A 25140-nucleotide genomic window follows, 5' to 3' on the forward strand; every position below is an offset into this window, starting at 1 on the left:
TCTTACTTGAAAGAGACGGTCTCGAAGGCGCCGTCGGTGATCTCGTAGTAGCGGTAGGTGCCTGCGGCCTCGCCTTCGCCGATCAGCTCGACGTTGGTGGCGCCGACGTAGTCGACCTCGCCGCCGTCGGCGAGGATCTCCAGCGCCTTGCCAAGTTCGCCCGGCAGGATCGGCTCGCCCGGTGCGTTGGCCACGTCGAGGATGTTTGCCGCCACCGCAGCCGACGAGGGCTCGCCGCCCTTGGCCATGGCCAGCGCGATCAGCGCCGCGGCGTCATAGCTTTCGCGGGTGTAGGTGCTTTCGGCGTTCACGCCAGCGGCCTCGGCCACCTCGGCGAACTTGTCCGCGCCTTCGCCTTGCGCCCAGGGCACCGAGCCGAAGGAACCGTCGATGTCGCTGCCCAGATCGGCCAGCAGCGCGTCGGAATACATGCCGTCACCCATGGCGAAAGTGTCGAAGGCACCGGTGTCTAGCGCGGCCTGGATCATGCCCTTGCCGCCTTGGTCCGAATAGCCCAGCACCACCAGCACGTCGCCGCCTGCGGAGGCCAGCGCGCCGACTTCCGCCGAATAGTCGGCCTTGCCGTCTTCATGCGGTGCCGCGAGCGTCACTTCGCCGCCGGCCTCTTTGAAGGCCGCTTCGAAGGCGTCGGCAAAGCCTTTGCCGTAGTCGTTGTTGGTGTAGGTCACCGCCACGGAAGAGATGTCACGGTCCTGCAGGATGCCCGCGAGCACTTCGCCCTGACGCGCGTCCGAGGGGGCGGTGCGGAAGAAGAGGCCGTTGTCCTCGACCGTCGAGAGCGCCGGCGAGGTCGCCGAGGGCGAGATCATCGGCACGCCGTTGGGCACGGCGACGTTCGACAGCACGGCCCCGGTGACGCCCGAACAGTCGGCGCCCATGATCGCGACGATACCGTCGGTGGTCACCAGACGCTCGGCGGCGGCGGTGGCGGCCGCGCTGTCGATGCAGGTGCTGTCGGCGCGCACCGGCACGAGGGTGACGTTCTCGAGGAAGTTGCCGCTCTCGTTGATCTCGGACATCGCCAGTTCGGCGCTGCCGGCCATGGCCGGGGTCAGCGACTCGATGGGGCCGGTATAGCCGAGGATCACGCCGATCTTGGCGTCGTCGGCATAAGCCGCGCCAGCGGCGCAGAGAGGAAGCGCAGAGGCCAGAAGCCACTTCTTCATGTGGTATCTCCCAGTGTGGTTACTTGTTATTCTCGGCGGAGCCTATTCGGGCAAAATGCAAAAGAAAAGGGCGTTCCGCGAGCGATAATTGCGCTCTCCCAACGTCAATCACGTTGCCGACAGTTCGGCGGATCGGCGCTGGTCTGCGCCACATTCCGTGCCATGTGGTGGGGTCAGGAGGATGCGACCATGCAACACCGCTTCATCACTTTTTCCAGCGCGCTGAGCGTTGTGCTGGCCATGGCGTCGGGACCTGCGGGCGCGGTGGAAACCAGCGCAGGCGAGATGCGGATCACCCCCGTTGTCGAAGGGCTCGATATGCCATGGGGGTTTGATTTCCTGCCGGGCGGCGGCGTGCTGATCACCGAGAAGGCTGGCGTGCTGCTGCGGGTGAGAGATGGCGCCGCAGAGCAAATCTCGGGGCTGCCCGATGTGGCGCAGATCGGGCAGGGCGGCCTGCTTGACGTGCTGGTGCCGCAGGACTTCGCGCAGAGCCGCGAGGTTTTCATGACCTACGCCAAGCGCCAGGACGATGGCGGCGCGGGCACGGCGGTGCTGCGCGCGATCTTGCCGGAGCAAGGCGCAGCGCTTCAGGACGTGCAGACGATCTTTGAGATGACCGAAGGCAATTCCGGCGGGCGGCATTTCGGCTCGCGCTTGGTGGAAGGCGCCGACGGCACGCTGTTCGTGACCATTGGCGAGCGCGGCGACCGCCCGGCCGCGCAGGACCTATCGCGGCACAATGGCTCGGTGCTGCGCATCGGACGCGATGGTTCGATCCCGCAGGACAATCCGTTCGTCGGCACAGCCGGCGCCCAGGCGGCGATCTGGAGCTTTGGCCACCGCAACCCTCAGGGCGCGGCGATGGATGCGGACGGGCGGCTGTGGGTGGCCGAACATGGCGCAAGAGGCGGCGACGAGGTCAACTTGGTCGCGCGCGCGGGCAACTATGGCTGGCCGGTGATCTCTTACGGCACGCATTACTCGGGCGCGACGATCGGCGAGGGCACGGAAAAGCCCGGGATGACGCAGCCGGTGTTCTATTGGGACCCGTCGATTGCGCCGTCCGGGATGGTGTTTCTCGACGGCGGCGCGGTGCCCGAGTGGGACGGCGACGCGCTGGTCGGATCGCTGAAGTTCGATTTCATCTCGCGGCTTTCGGGCGAACCGCTGCGCGAGGTGGAGCGCATCGAAGCGCCCGAGACAGGCCGCGTGCGCGATGTCGATCAGGGGCCGGACGGCGCGATCTGGTTCCTGTCCGAGATCGACGGCACGCTCTACCGGATGGGCCCCGCAGAGGACGGCTGAGCCCTCACTCCTCGGCGCGCGCGGTGCCCTGCGTGCCGCGCTCGCGGTAGGGGGTGGTCTGGTAATGCGCGCGGTAGCATTTCGAGAAATGCGAGGGGCTGGCAAAGCCACAGGCCAGCGCCACGTTGATGACGCTCATGTCGGTCTGCATCAGCAGGTTCCGCGCCTTCTGCAGCCGCAGTTCCATGTAGTAGCGCTTTGGCGAGCGGTTGAGATAACGCCGGAACAGCCGCTCTAGCTGGCGGGTCGACATGCCCACTTCCTTGGCGAGTGCCGCGGGGCTGATCGGCTCTTCGATATTGGCCTCCATGCGGTGGATGACCTGACTGAGCTTGGGGTGGCGCACGCCGATGCGGGTGGGCACCGACAGCCGCTGGCTGTCCTGATCGGTGCGGATCGAGCTGTAGATGATCTGGTCGGCCACGGCGTTGGCGAGATCGGCGCCATGATCGTCGGCGATGATCTTCAGCATCAGGTCGATCGAGGCGGTGCCTCCGGCGGCGGTCATCCGGTTGCCGTCGATCACGTAGATCCGCTTTGACAGTTCGACCTCTTCGAACTCCTCGGCAAAGCCGTCGTGGTTTTCCCAGTGGATCGTCGCGCGCTTGCCGTCGAGCAAGCCAGCCTTGGCGACCGTCCACGCGGCGGTGCATAGTCCGCCCACCGCCTGACAGCGCCGGGCTTCGCGACGCAGCCAGTTCAGCAGCTTGCGGCTGGTGGCCAGATGCACGTCAATGCCGCCGCAGACCATGATCGTGTCGTCACGGCCAAGCTCTGGCAGGTCGGGGTCGACCTTGAACTCCGGCCCGGCAGAGCAGCGCACGCTGTCGCCCTCGGCCCCGACGAGACGCCACTCATAAAGGCTCTGGCCCGACATGCGGTTGGCGATCCGCAGCGTTTCGAGCGCGGCAGAGAAACTCAGAAGCGTGAAATGCTCGAGCAGAACAAACGTGAAGCGGCGCGGCTTCTGCGGGCTGGCTGGTGCAGTGGGCACTCGCTGGTCGGGCATCGCGCGGATCCTTGCTGGTCACCTGCTGCGCAAGGGCAGGCGCGGTCACATGGTCAGGAAACCCCATCTGCGTCAAGACGTGACGTTTTGATGACGTGGCCTTGGCTGTCGTTTTGCCGGTTCGCTGTGCGCTCGCGGTGTGTCCCCTTTAGGGGCGGATTATTACGCGGCGTCCTTGACGCGACGTGTATTAGCTGTGGCGTTGCGCCCTATGGTTCGCTATACGCGATCCACGTTTCAAGGAACGTTTACGCTAACGGAGTGTCGCTGGGAGAAAGCAATGACCGAGTGGAGCAAATCGAGCTGGAGAACCAAGCCGCGGATTCAGATGCCGGACTATCAGGATCAGGCAGACCTGAACGCTGTAGAGGCTCAGCTTTCGAAGTATCCGCCGCTGGTTTTTGCCGGCGAGGCCCGGCGGCTGACCGAAGAACTTGGCAAGGCATCGCGCGGCGAGGCGTTCCTGCTGCAGGGCGGTGACTGCGCCGAGGCGTTCGACCAGTTTTCGGCCAACTCCATCCGCGACACCTTCAAGGTGATGCTGCAGATGGCGATGGTGCTGACCTATGGTGCCAAGGTTCCGGTGGTGAAGGTGGGCCGCATGGCCGGCCAGTTCGCCAAGCCGCGTTCGGCGCCCACGGAAACCGTGGATGGCATCGAACTGCCAAGCTTCCGCGGCGACATCATCAACGAGCTGGCCTTCACCCCCGAGGCGCGCAAGCCCGATCCGCGCAAGATGCTGCAGGCTTACACGCAGGCCGCGGCAACGCTGAACCTGATCCGCGCCTTCTCGACGGGCGGCTATGCCGACGTGCATCAGGTGCACCAGTGGACGCTGGGCTTCGTCGAGGGCGAGAAGGCCGCGCGCTACCGCGATATGGCGAACCGCATCAGCGACACGCTGGACTTCATGAAGGCGGCGGGCGTCGACAGCAACCGCTCGGCGGCGCTGCATCAGGTGAACTTCTACACCAGCCATGAATCGCTGCTGCTGGAGTACGAAGAGGCGCTGACCCGCATCGACTCCACCTCCGGCAAGTGGATCGCCGGCTCTGGCCACATGATCTGGATTGGCGACCGCACCCGCCAGCCCGATGGCGCGCATGTGGAGTTCGCCCGCGGCGTGATGAACCCGATCGGCCTGAAGTGCGGCCCCTCGATGACCACCGACGACCTCAAGGTGCTGATCGAGAAACTGAACCCCGAGAACGAGGCGGGCCGTCTGACGCTGATCTCGCGCTTCGGCGCGGGCAATGTCGCCGATCACCTGCCGCGTCTGGTGAAGACGGTGAAGGAGATGGGCGCCAACGTCGTCTGGACCTGCGATCCTATGCACGGCAACACCATCAAGTCGGCCTCGGGCTACAAGACCCGTCCGTTCGATTCCGTGCTGCGCGAAGTGCGCGAATTCTTCGCCGTGCATCGCGACGAGGGCACCGTGCCCGGCGGCGTGCATTTCGAGATGACCGGTCAGGACGTGACCGAATGCACCGGCGGGCTCTACGCGGTGTCCGACGACAACCTGTCGGACCGTTACCACACCGCCTGCGATCCGCGCCTCAATGCCTCGCAGTCGCTGGAACTGGCCTTCCTCGTCGCCGAGGAACTGACGGCGCTGCGCGCCAAGCCTGCGGATGTCGCCTCGGCCTGAGCCTGTTTGCTTTGTCTTGGAAAGGGCGGTCCTTCGGGGCCGCCCTTTTGCTTTGGGGTGTTGCGGGGGCGCGATCGGCCGATTTCGGCGCACACGGAAATCGTGAAAGATCCGAAGTCGCCCGCTGCGCGTAAGTCTTGTAGCAACCAAGGAGACTGCCGATGCTTCGACGCCCATTCCCGCTTACCGCCGTCGGCATTGCCGCCGCTGCGACACTCGCCGCGCCAATTGCCGGGCAGGCTGCCGGCGAGCTGTTTCAGCCGCTGCCCGCACAGCAGCGCGATCTGCAGGACATGCGTTGGGAAAAGCGCCCGGTGCTTTTGTTCGCACCCTCGGAGGGCGATGAAACCTACGCGCGGCAAATGGCGCTTTTCCGTGAGGTCGAAGCGCAGCTACGCGACCGCGATATCGTCGTGCTGAGTGATTTGCAGCCCGACCAGCCAAGCCCCTTGCGCCAAGGCTTCTCGCCGGGCGGGTTCAAGCTGGTGCTGGTGGGCAAGGACGGCGGTGTGAAACTTGAGGAAGACGCAGTTTTGGTGCCCGAGCAGCTGTTTGCGGTCATCGACCGTATGCCCATGCGGCGTCGCGAAGCTGCCGAGTGATCTCTCGAAAATGCGAGGCAAAGAAAAAGGCGCGGCTTCAAACCGCGCCTTTTCTATTGGTTTCGGCTGCCAAACCTCAGGCGGCTTCGGTGTCGCCCTTTTCGGCTTCCTTGCCAAAATCCTTGGGCGACAGAAGCGCAAGCTGGTCGCTGGCCCAATGGTTCGTATCGCGTTTTTCGACCGCAGCGCGCAGCAGTTCGATGCGGGCGCGGCGCTCTTCCTCTGGCATGTCGATGGCAAGGTCGATGGCGAAGTCCATGGCGCGGGTCGACCACGGGTTGGTCAGCACGGCTGCGCCCAGTTCCACCGCAGCGCCGGCGAATTCCGACAACACCAGTACGCCGTCGCCATCCTTGCGGGCGGCGACGTATTCCTTGCAAACAAGGTTCATGCCATCGGCCAGCGGGGTGATCCATGCCACGTCTGCCACTTGATACCACGCCACGAGTTCCTCGAAGGGGATGGCGCGAGAAATCAGGGCGCAGGGCTGGAAGGTGAAGCTGCCGAAGCGGCCGTTGATGCGGCCGGCGATCTCTTCAAGCTCTTTCTGAATGGGCTCGTAGACCGTCATGTTGCGGTTCGCGGGCACCGAGACGTGCAGCAGCCGCACTTGGCCGCGCAGATCGGGACGGCGCTCCAGCAACCGCTCGAACGCCAGGAGCTGGTCGGCGCCACCCTTGGTGTAGTCGGTGCGGCCCACCGAAAGCAGCAGCTTGCCATCGCCGATTTCCGAGCGGAAACGGGCGGCAAGCTTGTCGGTGTCTTCGCTCTCGGCGAGGCTTTTGATGTAGTCGGTATTCACGCCGACCGGCGTCACCCCGAGCGTCACCTCGTGGCCGTCGTCGAGGGTGATCTTGGTGGGCACCGTGCGGTCGGACAGCGCCGAGCCTTCCGACATCATGTCGTCGGTGACCTTGGTACGCGGCACCGGACCCACATCGCGCAGGCTTCGCACGCAGCTCAGGAAATTCGACGCATAGCGCGGGATGTGGAAGCCCACCACGTCGGCGGCCAGCAGCGAGTCGATGATCTCGCCGCGCCATGGCAGAACGTTGAACAGGTCCGCCGGCGGGAAAGGCGTGTGGTGGTAGAACGAGATGCGCAGGTCGGGGCGCATCTGGCGCAGGTAGCCCGGCACCAGCCAAAGGTTGTAGTCGTGCACCCAGACCGACGCTCCCTGCGCCGCTTCCGAGGCTGCGGCCTCGGCAAAGGCCCAGTTCACTTCGCGGAACGTCGGCCAGTCCACCGGGTCGTAGTTATACTTTTCCTTGAACCCGTGCAGGATCGGCCAGAACGCCTCTTTCGAGGTGATGTGGTAGAAGCTGCGCACCTGCTCGGCGGTCAGCGGCAGGCGCGAGACGGTGTATTGGCCAAAGCTGTCCTCGATGTCGACGACGCGGTCAAAGCCGGGGTTCGAAGGATCCTCGGCCTCTTTCCATGCCACCCACGCGGCCTTCTCGACCGAACCGAAAAAGCTCTTCAGGGTGGGGACGATGCCGTTGGGGCTTTTGTTCTCGCGGAACTCGATCTTGCCATCCACCTCGACCTCTTCATAGGGCTGGCGGTGGTAAACGATCACCAGATCACTGGACATGGGTCAGGCTCCTTTCGGAAGGTCGTGCATTTCAAAGGTCTGGATCGCCTCGATGATGCCCGCGGCGCCGATGCGCTCTGCTTTGTGGACATGCGGCAGGTCCTTGACCTCTTTGATCAGGGCGTCTTCGGCGCCGCCAACGGCGACGGCGGGCAGCCCGCATTGCAGCATCGACAGATCGTTGAGCGTGTCGCCTGCGGCGAGCACCCGGCGCTCTTCGATGCTCAGATGCGACACCAGACGGCGCAGCGACGGTCCTTTGGAGATACCGCGCGGCAGCACGTCGAAATACCGGTTGTCCGAAACCAGCGGATCGTGACCCATCTCGCGCACCTTGTCGTGCGCCGAGGGATCAAACGCCGCGGCATCGAGATCGTAGCTGATGCGGTAGCGGAAATCGGTGGGCTGCAGCGTCAGGCCGGGATGGCCGTGCAGGGCGTCGCGGACGGTTTCGCCGGCGTCGCCCCATGTCTGGGCGATCTCTTCTTCAAGCGGCTCGATCGGGTGGATGTCGCCATCCATCACCTCGGCAATGGTCGTACCGACGTCGCCGACCACGAACTCGGGCCACGGCACGCCGCCGTCACACAGCTCGCGGATGAAGCGCGGATCCCGCCCGGTGACGAAGATCAGCCCCACGGTATCGCGGTTGTCTTCGATCCACTGGTAGAGCGTCTTGCGGTCTTCGTCGGAGCCCCCGAGGAAGGTGCCGTCGAGATCGGTGGCCAGCACAAAGCGGCAGGTTGCGATTTCTCGGGCCTTCGTTGCGTCGAGGCTCATGCGGGGTCTCCTTCGTGGGGATGTAGGAACAGGTCGAGGGCGCGGGGTTCGCCCTCGATCGGGGCAGCCCAAAGCTGCTGGAAGGTCTCGGACAGCGGAGCGCCTTCGTGCAGGACCGAATGCACCGCCTCGCAGATCGGCATGCGCACGCCAAGGCGGCGGGCCAGGTCGACCACCGAGACGGCGTTGACCTCGCCCTCGACCACGACGGGTTTGCCGTCGAAGCATTCGTCTCGGGCCATTCCGCGGCCAAGCTGCGTGCCAAGCGCCATGTTGCGCGAGGTGGTGGACGAGCAGGTGAGGGTCAGGTCGCCCGCACCGGCCAGACCGGTGACGGTTTCGCGGCGACCGCCAAGCGCTTCGGCAAGGAACTTCATCTCGTCCATGCCACGGGTGATCAGCGCGGCGCGGGTGTTTTCGGCAAAGCCGGCGCCGGTCATCATCCCGCACGCGATGGCGATCACGTTCTTCACAGCGCCGCCAACCTCGACGCCGACCAGATCGTCGGAGACATAGGGGCGGAAGGCATCGGTTTGCATGGTCAGCGCAAGCCGGGCGGCGGGGGCCTTCTCCGGCTCGATGCGGTCATTGTGGGTGAAGTTGAAGGCCACGGTCGCGGCTGTGGGATGTCCCAGCGCGGTCTCTGTGGCGAAGGTCGGCCCTGACAGGGCGCCGACCGGATGGCCCGGCAGTTCTTCCTCGACCACATGGCTCAGCAGGTAGCCGGTGCCGCGCTCGATGCCTTTGCAGCAGAGCGCGAGAGGAACGCCTTCGGGCAGGAACTCGCGCATCGACCGGGCGACGTCGCGCAATGTGTGGGAGGGGGTGACCAGCAACACCGCCTCGGTGCCGTCGAGCGCCTCGCGCAGGTCCGATGTCGGGCGCAATGTGGGGGGCAGTTTGACGCCGGGCAGGTGGTCGGGGTTCTCGCCGCTCTCAGCCATGGTGATGGCGAGATCGGGGCGGCGGCCCCAGATGCGTGTCTCACATCCTGCGCGGGCGGCGGTGGCGGCAAGGGCGGTGCCCCAGCTCCCCATGCCGATCACGGTCAGGCGAGAATACGGGGTGGCGCGCCGGGGGCCGGTGAGGCTGCCGGGCTGCGCGGGCGGGGTTGGGATGCTTTGTCCGTCCATGACACATTTGGGGCCGCTGCCACGTATGGCACCGTTGGCGGCCCAAAGGGCTCTCTCCGTTGCTGTTGTCCTGATAACGCTGACGATAGGGGGATTGTTCCCGGAAGAACACCAGTGAGCGCGAAATTTTTCTGCGCATGCGAGGTGTTATTGGCGCAACTCGCTGAGAAATAACGCATGTTTCGACCTCGGCTGTGTGCCTGAAAATTAATCATGGAACCAATTAGCGCCTCCTGACGTTCAATTTATCAAGGAGTTAAGCGATACGCCGCTCACGTCCGGGTGCCTCGGATTTGACCTGCGGAAATTTGGCCATACTCTCTTACCTATCCGCCGCGTTGCAGCGGGCCGCAGGATTTCGCGGCTCCAGCGGCAAGCATGATCCGATCGACCGTCACTGGTGACGGGCGACCGAATTCAGGTCAGTCTAGAGGAGACACCAACGTGACCACGCCCGATATCAAGACCGGCAAATCCAAAGTGAGAACTGCGATTTTCCCCGTTGCCGGGCTCGGGACCCGTTTCCTGCCTGCGACCAAGGCAACCCCGAAAGAGCTGCTGCCGGTGCTCGACAAGCCGCTGCTGCAGTTCGCCATCGACGAGGCGCGCGCCGCCGGGATCGAGCGGATGATTTTCGTCTCGCACCCCAGCAAGAGCGCCATCGAACGCTATGTGCACCAAGACCATGAACTTTGCGCCACGCTGCGTGAACGCGGCAAGCACAAGATCGCCGACACGCTCGACGAGGCGGCGATCAACCCCGAGGAAGAGCAGGTGTTCTTCGTGATGCAGCCCGAGCCGCTGGGCCTTGGTCATGCGGTGCTCTGCGCTGCCGAGCATGCGCTGCCGGGGCCGGTCGCAGTGATCCTGCCGGACGATCTGATCGTCAGCGAAGAGGGATGCCTGTCGGAGATGATTGCGGCCTATGAGACCTCTGAGCCGGGCCACATGGTTGCCACCATGGAGGTCAAACGCGACGAGGTTTCGGCCTACGGTGTGCTGGTTCCCGAAGGCAAACCCGAAGGCCAGATGCTCCGCGCGTCGGGCATGGTCGAAAAGCCCGCTGCCGAGAAAGCTCCGTCGCTGCAGGCGGTGGTTGGCCGCTACGTGCTGGATGGCTCGATCTTTGCCGATCTCGATGGTCTGCCCGCGGGTCTGGGCGGCGAGATTCAGCTGACCGACGCGATCGCGCTCGGCGCCGAGAAGGTCGGTCTGTGCGGCTTCCGCTTCTCAGGCGACCGGTTCGACTGCGGCTCCAAAGCGGGCATGCTGCGCGCGACGCTGGCCTACGCTGGCACGCAGGAGGAATTCCATCCGGTGCTTGAGGAACTTCAGCCGCTGCCGATGGCCGCTGAGTAATTTCCGCAAGCCGTTTGGCTCTCAGGCAATCAAGAAGGGCGGCACCATTCCGGTGCCGCCCTTTTCATGCCTGCGATGAACTCTGTGGTGTCAGGTTCAATCGTCGTTCGAAACGACCAGCCGCAGGTAGGGCGGTCGCTTCGAACCGTCGCCGCCCGGCGTGGTGGCGCGGGGAGGCTGGGGCGCTGGTGTGAATGGCGCGCCATCCTCTGCAAAGGCGTTTGGCCGCATGGCCGGCGGCTTCGGAAGGCTGACCGGCGCAGGCAGTTCTGCGTCGCGCTCTATCGGGGCGGTCTTTGGCAGCGTTCCGGGGGCGTGCATGCTGATCCCATCGATGCGGAACCTGCGCGGGGTGCGCCCGACGCGGCCGTGGGTGACAAGCGCGCCGATCATCCGGCTCAGATCGCCCATGTCCGAGCGCAGAGGCAGCAGCAGCATATCGCCGGTCAGTCGCCCCTTGCCAAACCCTTCCTCGGCCACCAGCCGCAGCCGCACCTCGACACCGTCGGAGAAGAGCTTGGCAATGGCAGCGCCCAGTTGATCGCGATCGTCGGGCGCGAACAGCGCCGAGAGCGGCATTCCCGCGGTCTCCATGCCCATAAGCTCGTTGAGGTGGGTGCCGGATACCCTGAGCTTGGCAAGCATCGGGGCGATCCGCTCGCCGAGAAAGGCATATTCAAGCGCGCTTTCGATGCCGCGCGGATCGATCTGGCTGCGCAGCGGGATCTGGCCGTCCGCGCCCAGCAGACCCTGCCAATAGGCCTCGATCAAGCGTAGCGGCGCCAGACGCCGTTCCTTCTCGTGCTCTGTCATCGAGACCACACCTTCGCCGTTACCACCCAACCCAAACATTTTGAACGCGCTCCAACAGTACCACTTTTTGCCGGTTTTTGGCCCCCACAAAACCATCCGACCTCGATTGATATCTAAGTTACCTCAAATGCGTCCGGTTTTCGCCCCAATTGTGACAGAAGGGTTAACGCCTGCGCTGGTGGCGCGGCTGGACAGGCCGGGCATGGGCTTGTAGGCGATGAAGAGCGGGCGTTGAATTTTGCCCCGAGCGGATTTGAAAGGGGTTTGAATGCGGCAATCGATGACCGGCTTTGCCTCGCGGCATGGCGAGACGGCAGGGCTCCGCTGGAGTTGGGAATTGCGCGGCGTGAACGGCAAGGGGTTGGAGTTGCGCCTGCGCCTGCCTGACTGGATCGAAGGGCTGGAGCCGCAGGTCCGCGCGGCGGCGCAGAGCGCGCTCGGACGCGGCAACGTGCAGATCTCGCTCAAGACCCAAGGCAACGGCGAGGAGGCGGCGGTCGATCTCGACGAGGCGGTGCTGACGCGCATCCTGTCGGCCATGGCGCGGATCGAGGGCGCCGCAGCCGGGCAGGGGCTGGTGCTGTCGCCGTCGAGCGCGGCGCAGATCGTGGCGCTGCGCGGGGTGCTCAGCACCTCCGGCGCGCCCACCGATGTCAGCCAGTTGCGCGCCGACCTGCTGTCCGGATTCACCGAGGCGCTCGGGGAATTCACCCAGATGCGCCAGACCGAGGGCGCGGCGCTTGCTGGCATTCTCAACACGCAGCTGGACCAGATCGAGGCGCTGGTGGCCGAGGCCGCCGCAGCGGTCGAGACGCGTCGCGACGCGCAAAAAGAACGCCTGCGCAGCCAACTGGCGCGGGTGCTTGACGGGATCGCAGCCGTGGACGAAGCGCGGGTCGCGCAGGAACTGGCGGTGATCGCGGTGAAATCCGACGTCACCGAAGAGCTCGACCGGCTGACCGCGCATGTGGCGGCGGCGCGCGAGCTACTGGCTGCGGAAGGGGCTGTGGGCCGCCGGTTGGACTTCTTGATGCAGGAATTCAATCGCGAGGCAAACACCCTCTGCTCGAAATCCGGCTCCGCCGCCTTGACGCAGGTCGGCCTGACCCTCAAGACGGTCATCGACCAGATGCGCGAGCAAGTGCAGAACGTGGAGTAATACGACTATGAGCGGACGGCGCGGCCTCCTGATCATCCTTTCCTCGCCCTCGGGCGCGGGCAAATCGACCTTGGCGAAGCGTCTGCGCGCGTGGGACCCGTCGATCATCTTTTCCGTCTCGGCCACCACGCGGGCGCCGCGGACCGGGGAAGTGGACGGCGAAGATTACCATTTCATGCCCGAGAGCGAGTTCAAGAAGGCCGTGTCCAGCGGCAACATGCTCGAACACGCGCATGTCTTCGGCAATTTCTACGGCTCGCCGAAGGGGCCGGTGCGCGACGCGATCATCGACGGTCAGGACGTGCTGTTTGACATCGACTGGCAGGGCGCGCAGCAGATCACCAATTCCGAACTTGGCCTGCACACGTTGTCGATCTTCCTGCTGCCTCCGTCGATCGGCGAGCTCAAGCGGCGGCTCGAGGCGCGCGGGCAGGACGGCGCCGAGGTGATCGACAAGCGGATGCAGAAAAGCTGGGACGAGATCTCGCACTGGGGCTCGTATGATTTCGTGCTGGTCAACGAGGACCTCGACGAGACCGAGGCGCAACTCAAGAGTATCATCACCGCAACGCGCCTGCGTCGCACCCAGCAGCCCGGCCTGCTGACCCACGTTCGGACGCTTCAGGCGGAGTTCGAGGAGGGCGACACATGACGCTTTACGCGCTCGACGGGATCGCGCCCGACCTGCATGACAGCGCCTGGGTCGCGCCCGACGCCAATCTCATCGGCAAGATCGTCATGGAGGCGGACAGTTCGGTCTGGCTCGGCTGCACCCTGCGCGGCGACAACGAAGAGATCCGCGTCGGTCGTGGCTCGAATGTGCAGGAGAACGTGGTGTGCCATACGGATATGGGATTCCCGCTGGTGATTGGCGCAGGCTGCACCATCGGCCATAAGGCGATGCTGCATGGCTGCACCATCGGCGAGAACTCTCTGGTCGGTATGGGCGCGACCATCCTCAACGGCGCCAAGATCGGGCGCAACTGCCTGATCGGCGCCGGGGCGCTGATCCCCGAGGGCAAGGAAATTCCCGACGGCAGCCTTGTGATGGGCATGCCGGGCAAGGTTGTGCGTCAGCTTGACGAGGCGGCGATCGAAGGGCTGCGGCAGTCGGCTCTGCGCTATCAGGAAAACGCCCGACGCTTTGGCGCCGGGCTTATCCCGCTCTAGGCCGGCAGGCTGCCGGTCAGGCGTTGGCGAGTGCGTGTTCCACCTTGCTGCTGACTTCGTCCTGAAGACGACGGGTCAGCAGCGGCGTCGGAATGCCGCGAAGCGCCGGTTTGCGGTTCGGTGCGCGCTGGGTTTCCTGCAGGAAACCAAGGATTTGCTCGGCATGATCACGGTTGCGCGCCACAAGCTTGTGACCCTTTACCGTCCATTGCCAATACGCGTCCTCCGGCCAAGAGATCGTCTTGGGCTCGAAGGTCTTGCAGGCCTTGCACCACACCATCCCGTGTTCGTTCAGCCGATAGCCTTCGCCGGTTTCACCCGGTTGCAGGAACTTCGGCTTTTTGCAGTCCGGCTGTTGCCACTTGAACTGCTCGGGGAATAGTTCTTCTACGACAACGCGACCCCAGACGTGGGAGTTTTCCGGCACGTCAGGCAGCCGCACGACACATGTAAATCGGAAAGGCTCGAAGAACTGGGCAGCCTTGCCGCAATCACTACAGCATACATCGAGAGGATCGTTCTGCATCTTCGTCGACGCTCCTGTGAGTTGTAGGTGCCCCCACCTACGTATTTAGGATGTGTTAAGATTTGGGCTGAACGCAACCTTAATTATTGCAAAGTTCCCGTTTCGCGAGTGTAAAGTTTGCGACAATAGACAATTCATGCGGGTGCGGGTCATTGTTCGCAATCACCTTGAATTTTTGGTTATTTTGTTCTCGGTTAGGTGCAGATCGTGGCGGATTGTTCCGTCCCCGTTCTGCGCGGATTTTTGCCGACATTCTCTGTCTTGTCCTGACAGGGGCGCTGTGCAAAGCCTGTGGCCGAATTAAGGAGGCCCCATGGACACGCGCAAGACCCTCATTCGCCCGGTAGCTGTACCCGCTTCGGTTTCTTCGGCGGTTGTCACACCGATCATGCCTGCGGTGGTCTACGCCTCCGACAGCCCGGACTCGCTCGACGATCAGTACAATGGTGTCACCTCTGGATACACCTATGCGCGAGAGGGGCACCCCAACGCCGACATGCTGGCACAGCGCATCGACGCGCTGGAGGGCATGGAGGGCGGCATTGTCACCGGCTCGGGGATGTCGGCGGTTTCGGCGGTGCTGCTTGGCCTGCTTGCCGCCGGGGATCATGTGCTTGGCGCCGATCAGCTCTATGGCCGGTCGCTGCGGATGATGGCCGAGGACCTGCCGCGCATGGGCATCGCCACCTCGCTGGCCGACCCGACCGATCTGGAAGCCTTCGCCGCCGCACTGCGCCCCGAGACCAAGCTGGTGCTGATCGAACTGGTGTCGAACCCGACGCTGCGCATCGCCGATCTCGACGGCATCGCCGCGCTCTGCAAGGAAAAGGGCGTGCTGCTGGCGGTCGACAACACTTTCACCACCCCCGCGGCGATCAAGCCGGTGGAGCGCGGTGCTGACATCGTCATTCATTCGGTGACCAAGCTGCTGGCGGGCCATGCGGATGTGACGCTGGGCTGGGTCGCGGCCAAAGATCCGGAGGTCAACCAACGCATCCGCGTGTTCGCGGTGACCGCCGGGCTGACTGCCAGCCCGTTCGATTGCTGGCTGGCCGAGCGCGGGTTGATGACCTTCCCGCTGCGCTTCCGCCAGACGCAGGAGACGGCGCAGCGGCTGTCAGAGTTCCTTGGCGGCAAGGCCGGGGTCAAGCAGGTGCTTTATCCGGGCCGGGCGGACCACCCCGATGCGGCGCGGGCGCAATCGGTGCTGCGCGGCAATCCGGGCAATATGCTCAGCTTCGAGCTTGAAGGCGGCCGCGCCGCCGCCAATGCCTTTACCGAGGCGGCTCAGGGCATCGCCTTTGCGCCGACGCTGGGGGATGTGGGCACTACGCTGTCGCACCCGGCATCGTCGTCGCACCGGGCGCTGACGCCCGAGGGGCGGGCGGCGCTTGGCATTTCCGAAGGCTTCTTCCGCGTGTCGGTGGGGCTCGAAGACCCCGAGGCGCTGCTGGGGGTGTTTGAGGCCGGCCTCAAGGCCGCGCGAGGGGCGCTCTGATGAAGGCCGAGGCGCGCGACCTGATCGACGCCATGCCGCTTGCAGCGGTGCTGATCCGCTGGGACGAGCGGATCGACGCGGCCAATGCCGAGGCGACGGCGCTGCTTGGCGAGGGGTTGGTGGGCCGCCACTTCATCACCGTGCTGCGCCAGCCGGTGATGCTGGATGCCATCGAAGGCACCTTTCGCGACGGCGCGCCGCGCAAGACGCGCTATCTGTCGACGGATGGACGGCAGGACACCACCTTCGATGTGGCGTGCCGGGCGGTGGCGCTCGAGAAAGGGCCCGGCGTACTGCTGACCTTTGCCGACGTCACGCATCTGGAGCAGGCGGGGCAGATGCGCCGCGACTTCGTGGCCAACGTGAGTCACGAGTTGCGCACGCCGCTGACCGCGCTGCTTGGTTTCATCGAAACCCTGCGGGGTCCGGCGCGCGAGGATGCTGCCGCCCGCGATCGCTTTCTGAGCATCATGGAGACCGAGGCCGAGAGGATGGAGCGTCTGGTCGGCGACCTGCTCTCGCTCAGCCGTCTGGAGGCCGAGGAACGGGTGCGCCCGACCGAGCCGCTCGACCTGACAGAGCTTTCGTGCTCGGTGCTGAACGGGCTGGCGCCGTTGGCCGCCGAGGCGGGGGTGACGCTGGTGCGCGATCTGCCCGACACGCCGCTGGAGGTGGTCGGCGATCCCGATCAGTTGCGGCAGGTGATGGTGAACCTGATCGAAAACGCGGTGAAATACTCCGGGCGCGGCGCGCAGGTGACGCTGCGCCTTGGGGCACCGGCCTATCAGCCAAGACTGCGGGCCGAGGGTGTTGAGATCGAGGTGATCGACACCGGTCCCGGCTTCGATCCGCTGCATATCCCGCGGCTCACCGAACGCTTCTACCGGGTCGACAATCACCGCTCGCGCGAGATGGGCGGCACCGGGCTCGGTCTGGCGATCGTCAAGCACATCATCAACCGCCACCGGGGCCGGCTGCGGATCGAGAGTGCGCCGGGCAAGGGCAGCACCTTCCGGGTGATCCTGCCGCTGCGCGCCACAGCGCCGCGCAGCGAAGACGCCTAGCGGCGCAGACCGGCTTCGATCTCGGGCAGGGCGGCTAGAAGGTCTTCGGCTGACGGGTCGGCGCCGAGCGTGCGCTCAACCCAGTCTTGGTGTGCGGCGACGATCTTCAGCGGGAAGCGCGGCAGGCCGAGCGCCTTGGCGATGCAGAAACGGTGGTTGCCCGAGCCGGTCTTGATGACCTCGCCATCGGGGCCGATCACGGCGGTGCTGGCATATCCTTCAGCCTCTGCCTCGGGGCGGTAGCCTTCGCGCTCGAGGCTTTCGATCATCGGCAGCACGTAGCCCTCGAAAAACGCGTCGATGCTCTGGCTGCTGCGCATCTCGATCCGCTTGTGACGCGCGAAGCCTTTCTCCTGCAGGTCCTGCATCAGATCGGCATACCACGCGCTGCGGCGCACGTCGTCGCGGTGCTGCAGCAGATCGGCTATGCGAATGTAACGGGGGGTCTCGACGATGGGGCGCGGCTGGCCGAAGGCATCGCCGGGAATCACGGCGGGTTCGCGGTGTTTTACAAACGGCCGCAGCAGCGCGACCACCGGCCTTGGCAAATAGCGCGACATTTTTCTAAGCCGCCGCCGCCCGACGGGCCACTTGCTGCCGACGCCCAGTTCGATCTGCACCGGGTCGATCCAGATCACCGCGCGGTCGCCGGCGAGTCGCAGAAAATCGCGTTGTAGAAGAGGCATGGCAGGTCTCGTAAGTGCTGCGCGCGGCGTGTCGCGGGTGGGGTGGCTTTACCTCTGGGAGAGTTCGGGCGCTCTGGCTCGCATTTAACAGGGTCCACTTTGGCCCGAAATCCAGCATTTCGATATGCGTCATGAAACTGTTACATCCGTGTCACAAAAGCATAGCGAACGATGCATAGGCGTCGCCCCAAGTTCCTCGACTTGGGGGACCCGTTCTGACCAAACAGGAGCATTCATATGCAATCCGTGAAACTCGCCGTTTCGGCCCTCGCGCTCGCCGCTGCCTCGGCCACCGCTGCTGCCGCACGTGACAACGTGCAGGTCGCCGGTTCGTCGACCGTGCTGCCCTACGCCTCGATCGTCGCCGAAGCCTTCGGCGAGAACTTCGACTTCCCGACCCCCGTCGTGGAATCGGGCGGCTCCTCGGCTGGCCTGAAGCGTTTCTGCGAAGGCGTCGGCGAAAACACCATCGACATCGCCAACGCGTCGCGCGCCATCCGTGACAGCGAAGTCGAGACCTGCGCGTCGAACGGCGTGACCGACATCATTCAGGTCCGCATCGGCTACGACGGCATCGTTTTCGCGTCGCAGAAAGACGGCCCCGACTTCACCGCATTCGAGCCGGCAGACTGGTTCAACGCGCTTGGCGCCAAGGTGCTGGTGGACGGCGAGATCGTCGACAACCCCTACACCAACTGGGCCGAATTCAACTCGGACCTGCCGGACGTCGAAATCGCTGCCTTCATCCCGGGCACCAAGCACGGCACCCGCGAAGTCTTTGAAGAGAAGGTTCTGGTGCAGGGCTGCGAAGACACCGGCGCCATGGAAGCGATGATCGAAGGCGGGATGTCGGAAGACGACGCTGAAGACGCCTGCATGTCGGTCCGCACCGACGGCCGCTCGGTCGACATCGACGGCGACTACACCGAGACCCTCGCGCGCATCGACTCCAACGCCAACGGCGTCGGCGTCTTCGGCCTCGCGTTCTACGAAAACAACACCGACAAGCTCAAGGTCGCGACCATGTCCGGCGTCGAGCCCTCGACCGACACCATCGCGTCGGGCGAGTACCCGGTGTCGCGTCCGCTGTTCTTCTACATCAAGAAGGCCCACATCGGCGTTATCCCCGGCCTGAAAGAATTCGCAGAGTTCTTCGTTGCTGACGAGATCGCCGGCCCCGATGGCCCGCTGTCGAACTACGGCCTCGTGTCCGACCCCGAACTGAGCGCCACTCAGTCGATGGTCGCCGACGAGGAAACCATGTAATCAGGCGCCAGTCTGATGGGCGGAGGGCAGCTTCGCGCTGCCCTCCGCTTTTCTTTTGGTGATGCTTCACCGGACATTCTTGGGGGCCCAATGCCTGTTCTCTGGCTGATCCTGATCGTTCTCGCGCTGGCGGCCGCGGGGTATTTCGCCGGGCGCATGCGCGCCATCTCCAGCGCTGGCGATGACCGTCGCGGCCTGCACTCGCTGCCCAACTATTACGGCTGGAACGTCGCCATGAAGGTGATGGTGCCGGCCTTTCTCGTGCTGATCATCTGGCTGATCGCGCAACCCTTTGTGGTCAACACCAAGGCGACCGCGCTGCTTGGCGACAATGCCGTGCCCGAGGGCTCGACGATCGGTCTTGTGATGTCTGACGTGCGCCGTGTCGCCGAAGGCCTCGATCTGGCCATCGAGCAGGGCGTGCTCAGCGTGGCCGACGCTGCGAACCTGACCACTGAAGGCGCCGACATTCGCGAGATCCTCGGCGCTGCCGGCGTCGCCGTCGGCTCTGACGTAAGCCCCGAAGTGCTCGACGCCGCGCAGAGCTACCGCGCGACGACCGCCACCGGAAATCTGCTGCGCAGCATCGTGGTGATTGCCGTCGCGCTGGCCGGCGGGGCGCTGGCCGTGCTGCAGACCGGCAAGGACTTCCGCGCCCGCAACGCGGTCGAGCGGGGCATTCGCGGCATCCTCGTCGCCGCCGCCTCCATCGCCATCCTGACCACCATCGGCATCGTGCTGTCGCTGGTGTTCAACACCATCGAGTTTTTCCGCATCTACCCGGCCTCCGAGTTCTTCGGCTCCTTCACATGGTCGCCGAGCTTTGGCGGGGGCTCCGAACTGGGCATCTGGCCGCTGCTGTGGGGCACGCTCTACATCTCGCTCATCGCGCTGATCGTCGCCGTGCCGATCGGGCTTTTCGCTGCGGTCTACCTGTCGGAATACGCCGGGCCGAAACTGCGATCGGTGGCCAAGCCGCTGCTCGAACTGCTCGCCGGTATCCCCACCATCGTTTACGGTCTTTTCGCGCTGCTCACCGTCGGCCCGTTGTTGCTGTCGGTGTTCGGGCGGGACGGTCTGGGCTGGATGCAGGCGGGCACCGCGGTGATGACCGCCGGGCTTGTCATGGGCATCATGCTGATCCCCTTCGTCAGCTCGCTGTCGGATGACATCATCAACTCGGTGCCGCAGTCGCTGCGCGACGGCTCTTACGGCCTTGGCGCGACGCAATCGGAAACCATCAAGCAGGTGATCCTGCCCGCGGCGCTGCCCGGCATCGTCGGCGCCGTGCTGCTGGCCGCCTCGCGCGCCATCGGCGAGACGATGATCGTGGTGCTTGGGGCAGGGGCCGCGGCGCGGCTGTCGCTCAATCCGTTCGACGCGATGACCACCGTCACCGCAAAGATCGTCAGCCAGCTGACCGGGGATGCGGATTTCGCTTCCCCTGAGGCGCTGGTGGCCTTCGCGCTCGGCATGACGCTTTTCGTCATGACCTTGGCGCTCAACGTCTTCGCGCTCTACATCGTGCGCAAATATCGGGAGCAGTACGACTGATGTCCGACGCAACCTATTCCGGCGGAGCCCCCGAAAAGCACGGGCTGCTGACCGTCGATCCCCGAACCCGCAAGCGCAACGCCTCGGAAAAACGGTTCCGCATGTATGGCATCGCCGCCATCGGCGCCGGCGTGTTCTTCCTCGCGGTGCTGCTGGTGTCGATCGTCAGCAATGGCATCGGCGCGTTCCAGCAGACCTTCATCGAGGTGCCGGTCTATCTGGACCCCGCCAAGCTCGACAAGGAAGGCAACCGCGATCCGGCCGACATGGCCAAGGTCTCGACCTTCGGCTACAACCCGCTGATCCAAGACGCGCTGTTCACCACGGTGCAGGAGGCCGGTGCCGACGTCAGCGCTTTTGAGGATGGTGGCGATCTGAAGCAGATGATCTCGGCCTCGGCCGCCGCCGAGGTGCGTGACTGGGTTCTGGCGAACCCCGATCGTCTGGGCGAGACCGTCGATTTCCAGCTTCTCGGCTCCTCGCGGGTCGACGGCTACCTGAAGGGACGCGTGACGCGCGACAGCATCGCCGACGACCGCAACATCGACGTCGCGCATCTCGAACTGACCGACGAACTGCGGGCGCAGGGCATCGTGCACAAAGGCTTCAACTGGGAGTTCATCACCGGCGCCGACGCCTCTGAAAGCCGCCCCGAACAGGCCGGTCTGGGCGTGTCGATGCTGGGCTCGCTGTTCATGATGATCACCGTGCTGGTGCTGGCGCTGCCGATCGGCGTTGCCGCCTCGATCTACCTCGAGGAGTTCGCGCCGCAAAACAAGTTCACCGACTTCATTGAGGTGAACATCTCCAACCTCGCGGCGGTGCCGTCGATCGTCTTCGGTATCCTTGGCCTCGCGGCGTTCATCCAGTTCGCGCATCTGCCGCAATCGGCGCCACTGGTCGGCGGCCTGACGCTGACGCTGATGACTCTGCCGACGATCGTGATCTCGACCCGCGCCGCGCTCAAGGCCGTGCCGCCGTCGATCCGTGATGCGGCCCTGGGCGTGGGCGCGTCGAAAACGCAAGCGACGTTCCACCATGTGCTGCCGCTGGCCATGCCCGGCATCCTGACCGGCACGATCATCGGTCTGGCGCAGGCATTGGGCGAAACCGCGCCGCTGCTGTTGATCGGCATGGTCGGCTATATCGCCACCAACTATCCCGAAGGGGTCTTCTCTGGCTTCCTGTCGCCGAACTCGGCAATGCCCGCGCAGATCTACGAATGGGCGAAACGTGCCGACCCGGCCTACTACGAACGCGCCTGGGGCGGGATCATCGTGCTGCTGGTGTTCCTGCTTGCCATGAACCTCCTCGCCATCGTGCTGCGCCGCAAGTTCGAGCGCCGCTGGTAAGGTATAAGGATACTCAAGATGTACGACTCGCCATTGAGGAAGACCGAAGTGGACACCAACGCTAGCAAGATTTCCGCCCGTGACGTGCAGGTCTATTATGGGGACACGCACGCCATCAAGGACGTCAACGTCGAGATTCTCGACAAGACCGTGACCGCCTTCATCGGGCCGTCGGGCTGCGGCAAGTCCACCTTTCTGCGCACCCTGAACCGGATGAACGACACGATCGACATCTGCCGCGTCGAAGGGCTCATCGAGCTCGACGGCGAGGACATCTACGACAAGCGCGTCGACCCGGTACAGCTGCGCGCCAAGGTGGGCATGGTGTTCCAGAAGCCGAACCCGTTCCCCAAGTCGATCTACGACAACGTCGCCTACGGGCCGAAAATCCACGGGCTGGCAAAGAACAAGGCCGAGCTTGACGAGATTGTCGAAAAGGCGCTGCGCCGCGGCGCGATCTGGGACGAGGTCAAGGACCGGCTGCACGCGCCGGGCACGGGCCTCTCGGGCGGCCAGCAGCAGCGTCTGTGCATCGCCCGCGCCGTCGCCACCGAGCCCGAGGTGCTGCTGATGGACGAGCCCTGCTCGGCGCTCGACCCCATCGCCACCAGTCAGGTCGAGGAGCTGATCGACGAACTGCGCGAGAACTACTCGGTGGTGATCGTCACTCACTCCATGCAGCAGGCCGCGCGGGTCAGCCAGAAAACCGCCTTCTTCCACCTCGGTAACCTCGTGGAATACGGCGACACCTCGCAGATCTTCACCAACCCCGAGGACCCGCGCACGGAATCCTACATCACCGGACGGATCGGATAAGTCATGAGCGACGAGCTGAAAAAACACATCACCTCGGCCTTCGACCGCGACCTCGAGGGCATTCAGGCGCAGATCCTCAAGATGGGCGGCCTTGTCGAGGCGGCGATCCACGACGCCGCGCTCTCGCTCGAGAGCCGCGACGAGGAACTGGCGCAGAAGGTCGTCGCCGGCGACAAGGCGATCGACGAGCTTGAAGAGCTGCTCAACGAAGAAGCCGCGCGGGTCATCGCGCTGCGCGCGCCCACCGCCCGCGACCTGCGCGTGGTGCTCTCGGTGATGCGCATGTCGGCCAACCTCGAGCGCATCGGCGATCTGTCGAAGAACATGGCCAAGCGCACCTCGGTGCTCTCGCAACTGGCGCAGATCGAAGGTTCGGCCACCGCGCTGCGCCGCATGTCGCGCGAGGTCGAGCACATGCTCAAGGACGGGCTCGACGCCTACATCCGCCGCGACGAGGCGCTGGCCCGCGACGTGATCGAGCGCGACCGCGACGTCGACCAGATGTACAACACGCTGTTCCGCGAGTTCCTCACCTTCATGCTTGAGGACCCGCGCAACATCACCTCGTGCATGCATCTGCATTTCATCGCGAAAAACGTCGAGCGCATGGGTGACCACGTGACGGCGATCGCCGAGCAGGTGATCTTCCTCGCCACCGGCGAGATGCCGCATGAGGGCCGGGTGAAAGAAGACCGCACCTCCTCCGACCCGGCGCTCAGCGCCGAAGCAGGCAAGGAGTGAGGCATGGCTGCTGATCAACCCACCGTTCTGGTGGTCGAGGACGAAGCCGCGCAGCGCGAGGTGCTGCGCTACAACCTCGAGGCAGAGGGCTTTCGCGTCGCCGCCGCCGGCAACGGCGAGGAAGCGCTGGTGCTGCTCGACGAAGAGCACCCCGATGTGGTCGTGCTCGACTGGATGCTGCCCAACCTCTCGGGCATCGAGGTCTGCCGCCAGATCAAGACGCGCACCGAAACCCGCGCGCTGCCGGTGATCATGCTCTCGGCGCGCTCCGAAGAGGTCGACCGTATCCGCGGGCTCGACACCGGCGCAGACGATTACGTGGTCAAACCCTACAGCCTGCGCGAGCTCATGGCGCGGGTGAAGGCGCAGCTGCGCCGCGCGCGCCCTTCGGCCGCCGGTCTGCGGCTGGAGTTCGAAGACATCGTGCTCGACGCCGAAACCCACCGGGTGATGCGCGACGGTCAGGAACTGAAGCTCGGGCCCACCGAGTTCCGCCTGCTCTCGACCTTCATGGAAAAGCCGGGCCGGGTCTGGTCGCGCGAGCAACTGCTCGACCGGGTCTGGGGACGCGACATCTATGTCGACACGCGCACGGTCGACGTCCACATCGGCCGGCTGCGCAAGGCGCTCGGCGCGCATGGCGGCGGCGACCCGCTGCGCACGGTGCGCGGCGCGGGCTACGCGCTCGGCTGACACCCCAATGCAAAAGGGCGGCCAAGGGGCCGCCCTTTCTCTGTGCGCTTCGTCTAGATGAAAATATCCCGGGGGAGGCCGCGCGCAGCGCGGGCGGGGGCAGCGCCCCCATCCCGCCGGAGATCAGCCCGCCGCGCTGTCGGTGTCCACATCGACCACCACCGAAAATCCGGGCCGCAGCGACGCCGCATCCTGTCCCGGATCGATCGAGATGCGCACCGGCAACCGCTGCGCGATCTTGGTGAAATTGCCCGTCGCGTTGGACCCCGACAGCAGGCTGAACTCCGACGCGGCTGCGGGGGAAAACCCTTCCACATGGCCAACGAAGACCTGCCCGCCAAGCGCATCGACAGTGATCTGCACGCTCTGGCCCGGTTGCAGCCCGTGCAGCGCGGTCTCCTTGAAGTTTGCGATCACCCACAGGCCGGTGCCGACGTGGCTGACCAGCGTGGTGCCTGCGGTCGCATATTGCCCAACATGCGCCGAAACCTGTCCCAGACGGCCATCCGCCGGGGCGTGAATCTCGGTATGTGCAAGATCGATTCTGGCAAGCTCCACCGCCGCTTCGGCGCTTTGCACATCGGCCTTGCGGGCGGCGATCTGCAGCCGAGCGCTGGCGGTGGCCTCGCGTTGCACCTGCACCTGCGCCTCGGCCTGACGCACTGCCGCCTGCGCCTGACGCAGCGCCAGATCGGTCTGGTCGGCGCTGGACTGCGAGGTGACACCGCGCTCGCGCAGCGTGTCCATGCGCTCGGCATCGGTCTGGGCGGTGTCGAGCGTGGATTGCGCCGAGGCCAGCGCCGCCTCCGCCGCATGCTCGCTGGCCACGGCCGAGCTGACGCTTTGCTTGGCGACGTCAACGGCGGCCTTGGCGGCGGCCAGCGTGGCCTTGGCCTGCGAAAGTTTCTGACGATAGCTCGCGGGATCAATGCGGGCAATGAGATCGCCTTTTTGGACGGTCTGGAAGTCGCTCACGTTGACCTGTGACAGATAGCCCGACAGCTGCGGGGCGATCTGCGTGACCTTGCCGCGCAGATAGGCGTTTTCGGTTGTGGGATGCGCGGCGGCGAAGGGCGGCAGGTGCCACGCGAAAAGCAGCAGCAGCACGCCGGCGATTCCGATCGCCGAGGCGATGAGGGTGGAGAGGGAGAGGAATTTTTTCATTGTTCTTGCTCGGAT

24 protein-coding genes are annotated in these 25140 nt (G+C 65.0%); 15 read left to right on the forward strand and 9 right to left on the reverse strand.

From position 1 onward, the window contains the following. Positions 1–2: 2 nt before the first annotated feature. The gene (locus tag ACXAJT_RS01000; RefSeq protein ID WP_475232013.1) at positions 3–1187 is read right to left on the reverse strand and encodes an ABC transporter substrate-binding protein; all 1185 of its coding nucleotides are present in this window, start codon (positions 1185–1187) and stop codon (positions 3–5) included. A gap of 189 nt (positions 1188–1376) precedes the next feature. On the opposite strand from ACXAJT_RS01000, the gene ACXAJT_RS01005 reads away from it, so the two are divergent. After that, positions 1377–2495, forward strand: a complete 1119-nt coding sequence (locus ACXAJT_RS01005; protein WP_475232015.1) for a PQQ-dependent sugar dehydrogenase — start codon at positions 1377–1379, stop codon at positions 2493–2495. 4 nt (positions 2496–2499) lie between these two features. On the opposite strand, the gene ACXAJT_RS01010 is transcribed toward ACXAJT_RS01005, so the two are convergent. After that, the gene (locus ACXAJT_RS01010) at positions 2500–3504 is read right to left on the reverse strand and encodes a GlxA family transcriptional regulator (protein WP_475232017.1); all 1005 of its coding nucleotides are present in this window, start codon (positions 3502–3504) and stop codon (positions 2500–2502) included. Positions 3505–3784: 280 nt separating this feature from the next. On the opposite strand from ACXAJT_RS01010, the gene ACXAJT_RS01015 reads away from it, so the two are divergent. Beyond that, positions 3785–5155, forward strand: coding sequence for a class II 3-deoxy-7-phosphoheptulonate synthase (locus ACXAJT_RS01015; RefSeq protein WP_475232020.1), 1371 nt, complete (start codon positions 3785–3787; stop codon positions 5153–5155). A 161-nt stretch (positions 5156–5316) separates the two neighbouring features. Next, on the forward strand, positions 5317–5757 hold the full coding sequence (locus tag ACXAJT_RS01020; RefSeq protein WP_475232022.1) for a DUF4174 domain-containing protein: 441 nt from the start codon (positions 5317–5319) through the stop codon (positions 5755–5757). Positions 5758–5833: 76 nt separating this feature from the next. Here the strand turns inward: ACXAJT_RS01020 and ggpS are convergent, their stop codons facing one another. From ggpS to ACXAJT_RS01035, 3 genes are read right to left on the reverse strand one after another with little or no spacing between them, the layout of a single operon-like run. Next, complete coding sequence (ggpS, locus tag ACXAJT_RS01025) at positions 5834–7351, reverse strand: glucosylglycerol-phosphate synthase (RefSeq protein WP_475232024.1); 1518 nt, start codon at positions 7349–7351, stop codon at positions 5834–5836. 3 nt (positions 7352–7354) lie between these two features. Then, complete coding sequence (locus ACXAJT_RS01030) at positions 7355–8131, reverse strand: HAD-IIB family hydrolase (protein ID WP_475232026.1); 777 nt, start codon at positions 8129–8131, stop codon at positions 7355–7357. Then, positions 8128–9264 (reverse strand): NAD(P)H-dependent glycerol-3-phosphate dehydrogenase, encoded by a 1137-nt coding sequence (locus ACXAJT_RS01035; RefSeq protein WP_475232028.1) that lies wholly within the window; start codon positions 9262–9264, stop codon positions 8128–8130. The genes ACXAJT_RS01030 and ACXAJT_RS01035 overlap by 4 nt, the downstream gene beginning before the upstream one ends. A gap of 444 nt (positions 9265–9708) precedes the next feature. On the opposite strand from ACXAJT_RS01035, the gene ACXAJT_RS01040 reads away from it, so the two are divergent. After that, positions 9709–10623 carry a UTP--glucose-1-phosphate uridylyltransferase gene (locus ACXAJT_RS01040; RefSeq protein ID WP_475232030.1) on the forward strand — a complete coding sequence of 305 codons (915 nt, stop codon included), beginning with the start codon at positions 9709–9711 and terminating at the stop codon, positions 10621–10623. A gap of 96 nt (positions 10624–10719) precedes the next feature. On the opposite strand, the gene ACXAJT_RS01045 is transcribed toward ACXAJT_RS01040, so the two are convergent. Beyond that, the gene (locus ACXAJT_RS01045; RefSeq protein WP_475232032.1) at positions 10720–11436 is read right to left on the reverse strand and encodes a PAS domain-containing protein; all 717 of its coding nucleotides are present in this window, start codon (positions 11434–11436) and stop codon (positions 10720–10722) included. 268 nt (positions 11437–11704) lie between these two features. Here ACXAJT_RS01045 and ACXAJT_RS01050 point away from each other — a divergent pair, with 268 nt between their 5' ends. From ACXAJT_RS01050 to ACXAJT_RS01060, 3 genes are read left to right on the forward strand one after another with little or no spacing between them, the layout of a single operon-like run. Further along, positions 11705–12595 carry a YicC/YloC family endoribonuclease gene (locus ACXAJT_RS01050; RefSeq protein ID WP_475232035.1) on the forward strand — a complete coding sequence of 297 codons (891 nt, stop codon included), beginning with the start codon at positions 11705–11707 and terminating at the stop codon, positions 12593–12595. A 7-nt stretch (positions 12596–12602) separates the two neighbouring features. Continuing rightward, complete coding sequence (gene gmk, locus ACXAJT_RS01055; protein WP_475232037.1) at positions 12603–13247, forward strand: guanylate kinase; 645 nt, start codon at positions 12603–12605, stop codon at positions 13245–13247. After that, the gene (locus ACXAJT_RS01060) at positions 13244–13765 is read left to right on the forward strand and encodes a gamma carbonic anhydrase family protein (RefSeq protein WP_475232039.1); all 522 of its coding nucleotides are present in this window, start codon (positions 13244–13246) and stop codon (positions 13763–13765) included. Before gmk ends, ACXAJT_RS01060 begins: the two co-directional genes overlap by 4 nt. A gap of 16 nt (positions 13766–13781) precedes the next feature. On the opposite strand, the gene ACXAJT_RS01065 is transcribed toward ACXAJT_RS01060, so the two are convergent. Beyond that, positions 13782–14291, reverse strand: a complete 510-nt coding sequence (locus ACXAJT_RS01065) for a hypothetical protein (RefSeq protein ID WP_475232042.1) — start codon at positions 14289–14291, stop codon at positions 13782–13784. Positions 14292–14604: 313 nt separating this feature from the next. Between ACXAJT_RS01065 and ACXAJT_RS01070 the strand changes: the two genes are divergently transcribed. Together ACXAJT_RS01070 and ACXAJT_RS01075 are read left to right on the forward strand one after the other, a co-directional pair. Next, positions 14605–15789, forward strand: coding sequence for a trans-sulfuration enzyme family protein (locus ACXAJT_RS01070; protein ID WP_475232045.1), 1185 nt, complete (start codon positions 14605–14607; stop codon positions 15787–15789). Then, on the forward strand, positions 15789–16853 hold the full coding sequence (locus tag ACXAJT_RS01075) for a sensor histidine kinase (protein WP_475232047.1): 1065 nt from the start codon (positions 15789–15791) through the stop codon (positions 16851–16853). The genes ACXAJT_RS01070 and ACXAJT_RS01075 overlap by 1 nt, the downstream gene beginning before the upstream one ends. Here ACXAJT_RS01075 and ACXAJT_RS01080 read toward each other — a convergent pair. Continuing rightward, positions 16850–17539, reverse strand: a complete 690-nt coding sequence (locus tag ACXAJT_RS01080) for a hypothetical protein (RefSeq protein ID WP_475232049.1) — start codon at positions 17537–17539, stop codon at positions 16850–16852. The two genes, ACXAJT_RS01075 and ACXAJT_RS01080, sit on opposite strands and share 4 nt — an antisense overlap. 237 nt (positions 17540–17776) lie before the next feature. Between ACXAJT_RS01080 and ACXAJT_RS01085 the strand changes: the two genes are divergently transcribed. The 6 genes from ACXAJT_RS01085 to phoB all read left to right on the forward strand — a co-directional run bounded on the left by ACXAJT_RS01085 (position 17777) and on the right by phoB (position 23961). After that, the gene (locus ACXAJT_RS01085) at positions 17777–18805 is read left to right on the forward strand and encodes a substrate-binding domain-containing protein (protein WP_475232054.1); all 1029 of its coding nucleotides are present in this window, start codon (positions 17777–17779) and stop codon (positions 18803–18805) included. A gap of 90 nt (positions 18806–18895) precedes the next feature. Then, a complete protein-coding gene (gene pstC, locus ACXAJT_RS01090) occupies positions 18896–20359 on the forward strand; it encodes a phosphate ABC transporter permease subunit PstC (RefSeq protein ID WP_475232056.1) in 1464 nt (487 codons plus the stop codon). Continuing rightward, positions 20359–21711: a phosphate ABC transporter permease PstA gene (gene pstA, locus ACXAJT_RS01095; protein WP_475232058.1), complete on the forward strand. Its 1353-nt coding sequence runs from the start codon at positions 20359–20361 to the stop codon at positions 21709–21711. Before pstC ends, pstA begins: the two co-directional genes overlap by 1 nt. An 18-nt stretch (positions 21712–21729) precedes the next feature. Continuing rightward, a complete protein-coding gene (pstB, locus tag ACXAJT_RS01100) occupies positions 21730–22527 on the forward strand; it encodes a phosphate ABC transporter ATP-binding protein PstB (protein WP_475232060.1) in 798 nt (265 codons plus the stop codon). Positions 22528–22530: 3 nt separating this feature from the next. Next, complete coding sequence (gene phoU / locus ACXAJT_RS01105; RefSeq protein ID WP_475232063.1) at positions 22531–23268, forward strand: phosphate signaling complex protein PhoU; 738 nt, start codon at positions 22531–22533, stop codon at positions 23266–23268. Between the two features lie 3 nt (positions 23269–23271). Beyond that, positions 23272–23961: a phosphate regulon transcriptional regulator PhoB gene (phoB, locus tag ACXAJT_RS01110; RefSeq protein WP_475232065.1), complete on the forward strand. Its 690-nt coding sequence runs from the start codon at positions 23272–23274 to the stop codon at positions 23959–23961. 123 nt (positions 23962–24084) lie between these two features. On the opposite strand, the gene ACXAJT_RS01115 is transcribed toward phoB, so the two are convergent. Next, entirely contained in the window at positions 24085–25125 is a 1041-nt protein-coding gene (locus tag ACXAJT_RS01115) for an HlyD family secretion protein (RefSeq protein ID WP_475232069.1), read from the reverse strand. Between the last annotated feature and the right edge of the window lie 15 nt (positions 25126–25140).

The sequence above is a fragment of the Salipiger sp. ABF4_146 genome, from assembly GCF_056161345.1.

Excerpts from the sequence above, each read along its gene's own strand:
- ACXAJT_RS01000 (WP_475232013.1), bottom strand. The coding sequence starts at position 1,187 with ATGAAGAAGTGGCTTCTGGCCTCTGCGCTTCCTCTCTGCGCCGCTGGC.
- ACXAJT_RS01005 (WP_475232015.1), top strand. The coding sequence starts at position 1,377 with ATGCAACACCGCTTCATCACTTTTTCCAGCGCGCTGAGCGTTGTGCTG.
- ACXAJT_RS01010 (WP_475232017.1), bottom strand. The coding sequence starts at position 3,504 with ATGCCCGACCAGCGAGTGCCCACTGCACCAGCCAGCCCGCAGAAGCCG.
- ACXAJT_RS01015 (WP_475232020.1), top strand. The coding sequence starts at position 3,785 with ATGACCGAGTGGAGCAAATCGAGCTGGAGAACCAAGCCGCGGATTCAG.
- ACXAJT_RS01020 (WP_475232022.1), top strand. The coding sequence starts at position 5,317 with ATGCTTCGACGCCCATTCCCGCTTACCGCCGTCGGCATTGCCGCCGCT.
- ggpS (WP_475232024.1), bottom strand. The coding sequence starts at position 7,351 with ATGTCCAGTGATCTGGTGATCGTTTACCACCGCCAGCCCTATGAAGAG.
- ACXAJT_RS01030 (WP_475232026.1), bottom strand. The coding sequence starts at position 8,131 with ATGAGCCTCGACGCAACGAAGGCCCGAGAAATCGCAACCTGCCGCTTT.
- ACXAJT_RS01035 (WP_475232028.1), bottom strand. The coding sequence starts at position 9,264 with ATGGACGGACAAAGCATCCCAACCCCGCCCGCGCAGCCCGGCAGCCTC.
- ACXAJT_RS01045 (WP_475232032.1), bottom strand. The coding sequence starts at position 11,436 with ATGACAGAGCACGAGAAGGAACGGCGTCTGGCGCCGCTACGCTTGATC.
- ACXAJT_RS01050 (WP_475232035.1), top strand. The coding sequence starts at position 11,705 with ATGCGGCAATCGATGACCGGCTTTGCCTCGCGGCATGGCGAGACGGCA.
- gmk (WP_475232037.1), top strand. The coding sequence starts at position 12,603 with ATGAGCGGACGGCGCGGCCTCCTGATCATCCTTTCCTCGCCCTCGGGC.
- ACXAJT_RS01060 (WP_475232039.1), top strand. The coding sequence starts at position 13,244 with ATGACGCTTTACGCGCTCGACGGGATCGCGCCCGACCTGCATGACAGC.
- ACXAJT_RS01065 (WP_475232042.1), bottom strand. The coding sequence starts at position 14,291 with ATGCAGAACGATCCTCTCGATGTATGCTGTAGTGATTGCGGCAAGGCT.
- ACXAJT_RS01070 (WP_475232045.1), top strand. The coding sequence starts at position 14,605 with ATGGACACGCGCAAGACCCTCATTCGCCCGGTAGCTGTACCCGCTTCG.
- ACXAJT_RS01075 (WP_475232047.1), top strand. The coding sequence starts at position 15,789 with ATGAAGGCCGAGGCGCGCGACCTGATCGACGCCATGCCGCTTGCAGCG.
- ACXAJT_RS01080 (WP_475232049.1), bottom strand. The coding sequence starts at position 17,539 with ATGCCTCTTCTACAACGCGATTTTCTGCGACTCGCCGGCGACCGCGCG.
- ACXAJT_RS01085 (WP_475232054.1), top strand. The coding sequence starts at position 17,777 with ATGCAATCCGTGAAACTCGCCGTTTCGGCCCTCGCGCTCGCCGCTGCC.
- pstC (WP_475232056.1), top strand. The coding sequence starts at position 18,896 with ATGCCTGTTCTCTGGCTGATCCTGATCGTTCTCGCGCTGGCGGCCGCG.
- pstA (WP_475232058.1), top strand. The coding sequence starts at position 20,359 with ATGTCCGACGCAACCTATTCCGGCGGAGCCCCCGAAAAGCACGGGCTG.
- pstB (WP_475232060.1), top strand. The coding sequence starts at position 21,730 with ATGTACGACTCGCCATTGAGGAAGACCGAAGTGGACACCAACGCTAGC.
- phoU (WP_475232063.1), top strand. The coding sequence starts at position 22,531 with ATGAGCGACGAGCTGAAAAAACACATCACCTCGGCCTTCGACCGCGAC.
- phoB (WP_475232065.1), top strand. The coding sequence starts at position 23,272 with ATGGCTGCTGATCAACCCACCGTTCTGGTGGTCGAGGACGAAGCCGCG.
- ACXAJT_RS01115 (WP_475232069.1), bottom strand. The coding sequence starts at position 25,125 with ATGAAAAAATTCCTCTCCCTCTCCACCCTCATCGCCTCGGCGATCGGA.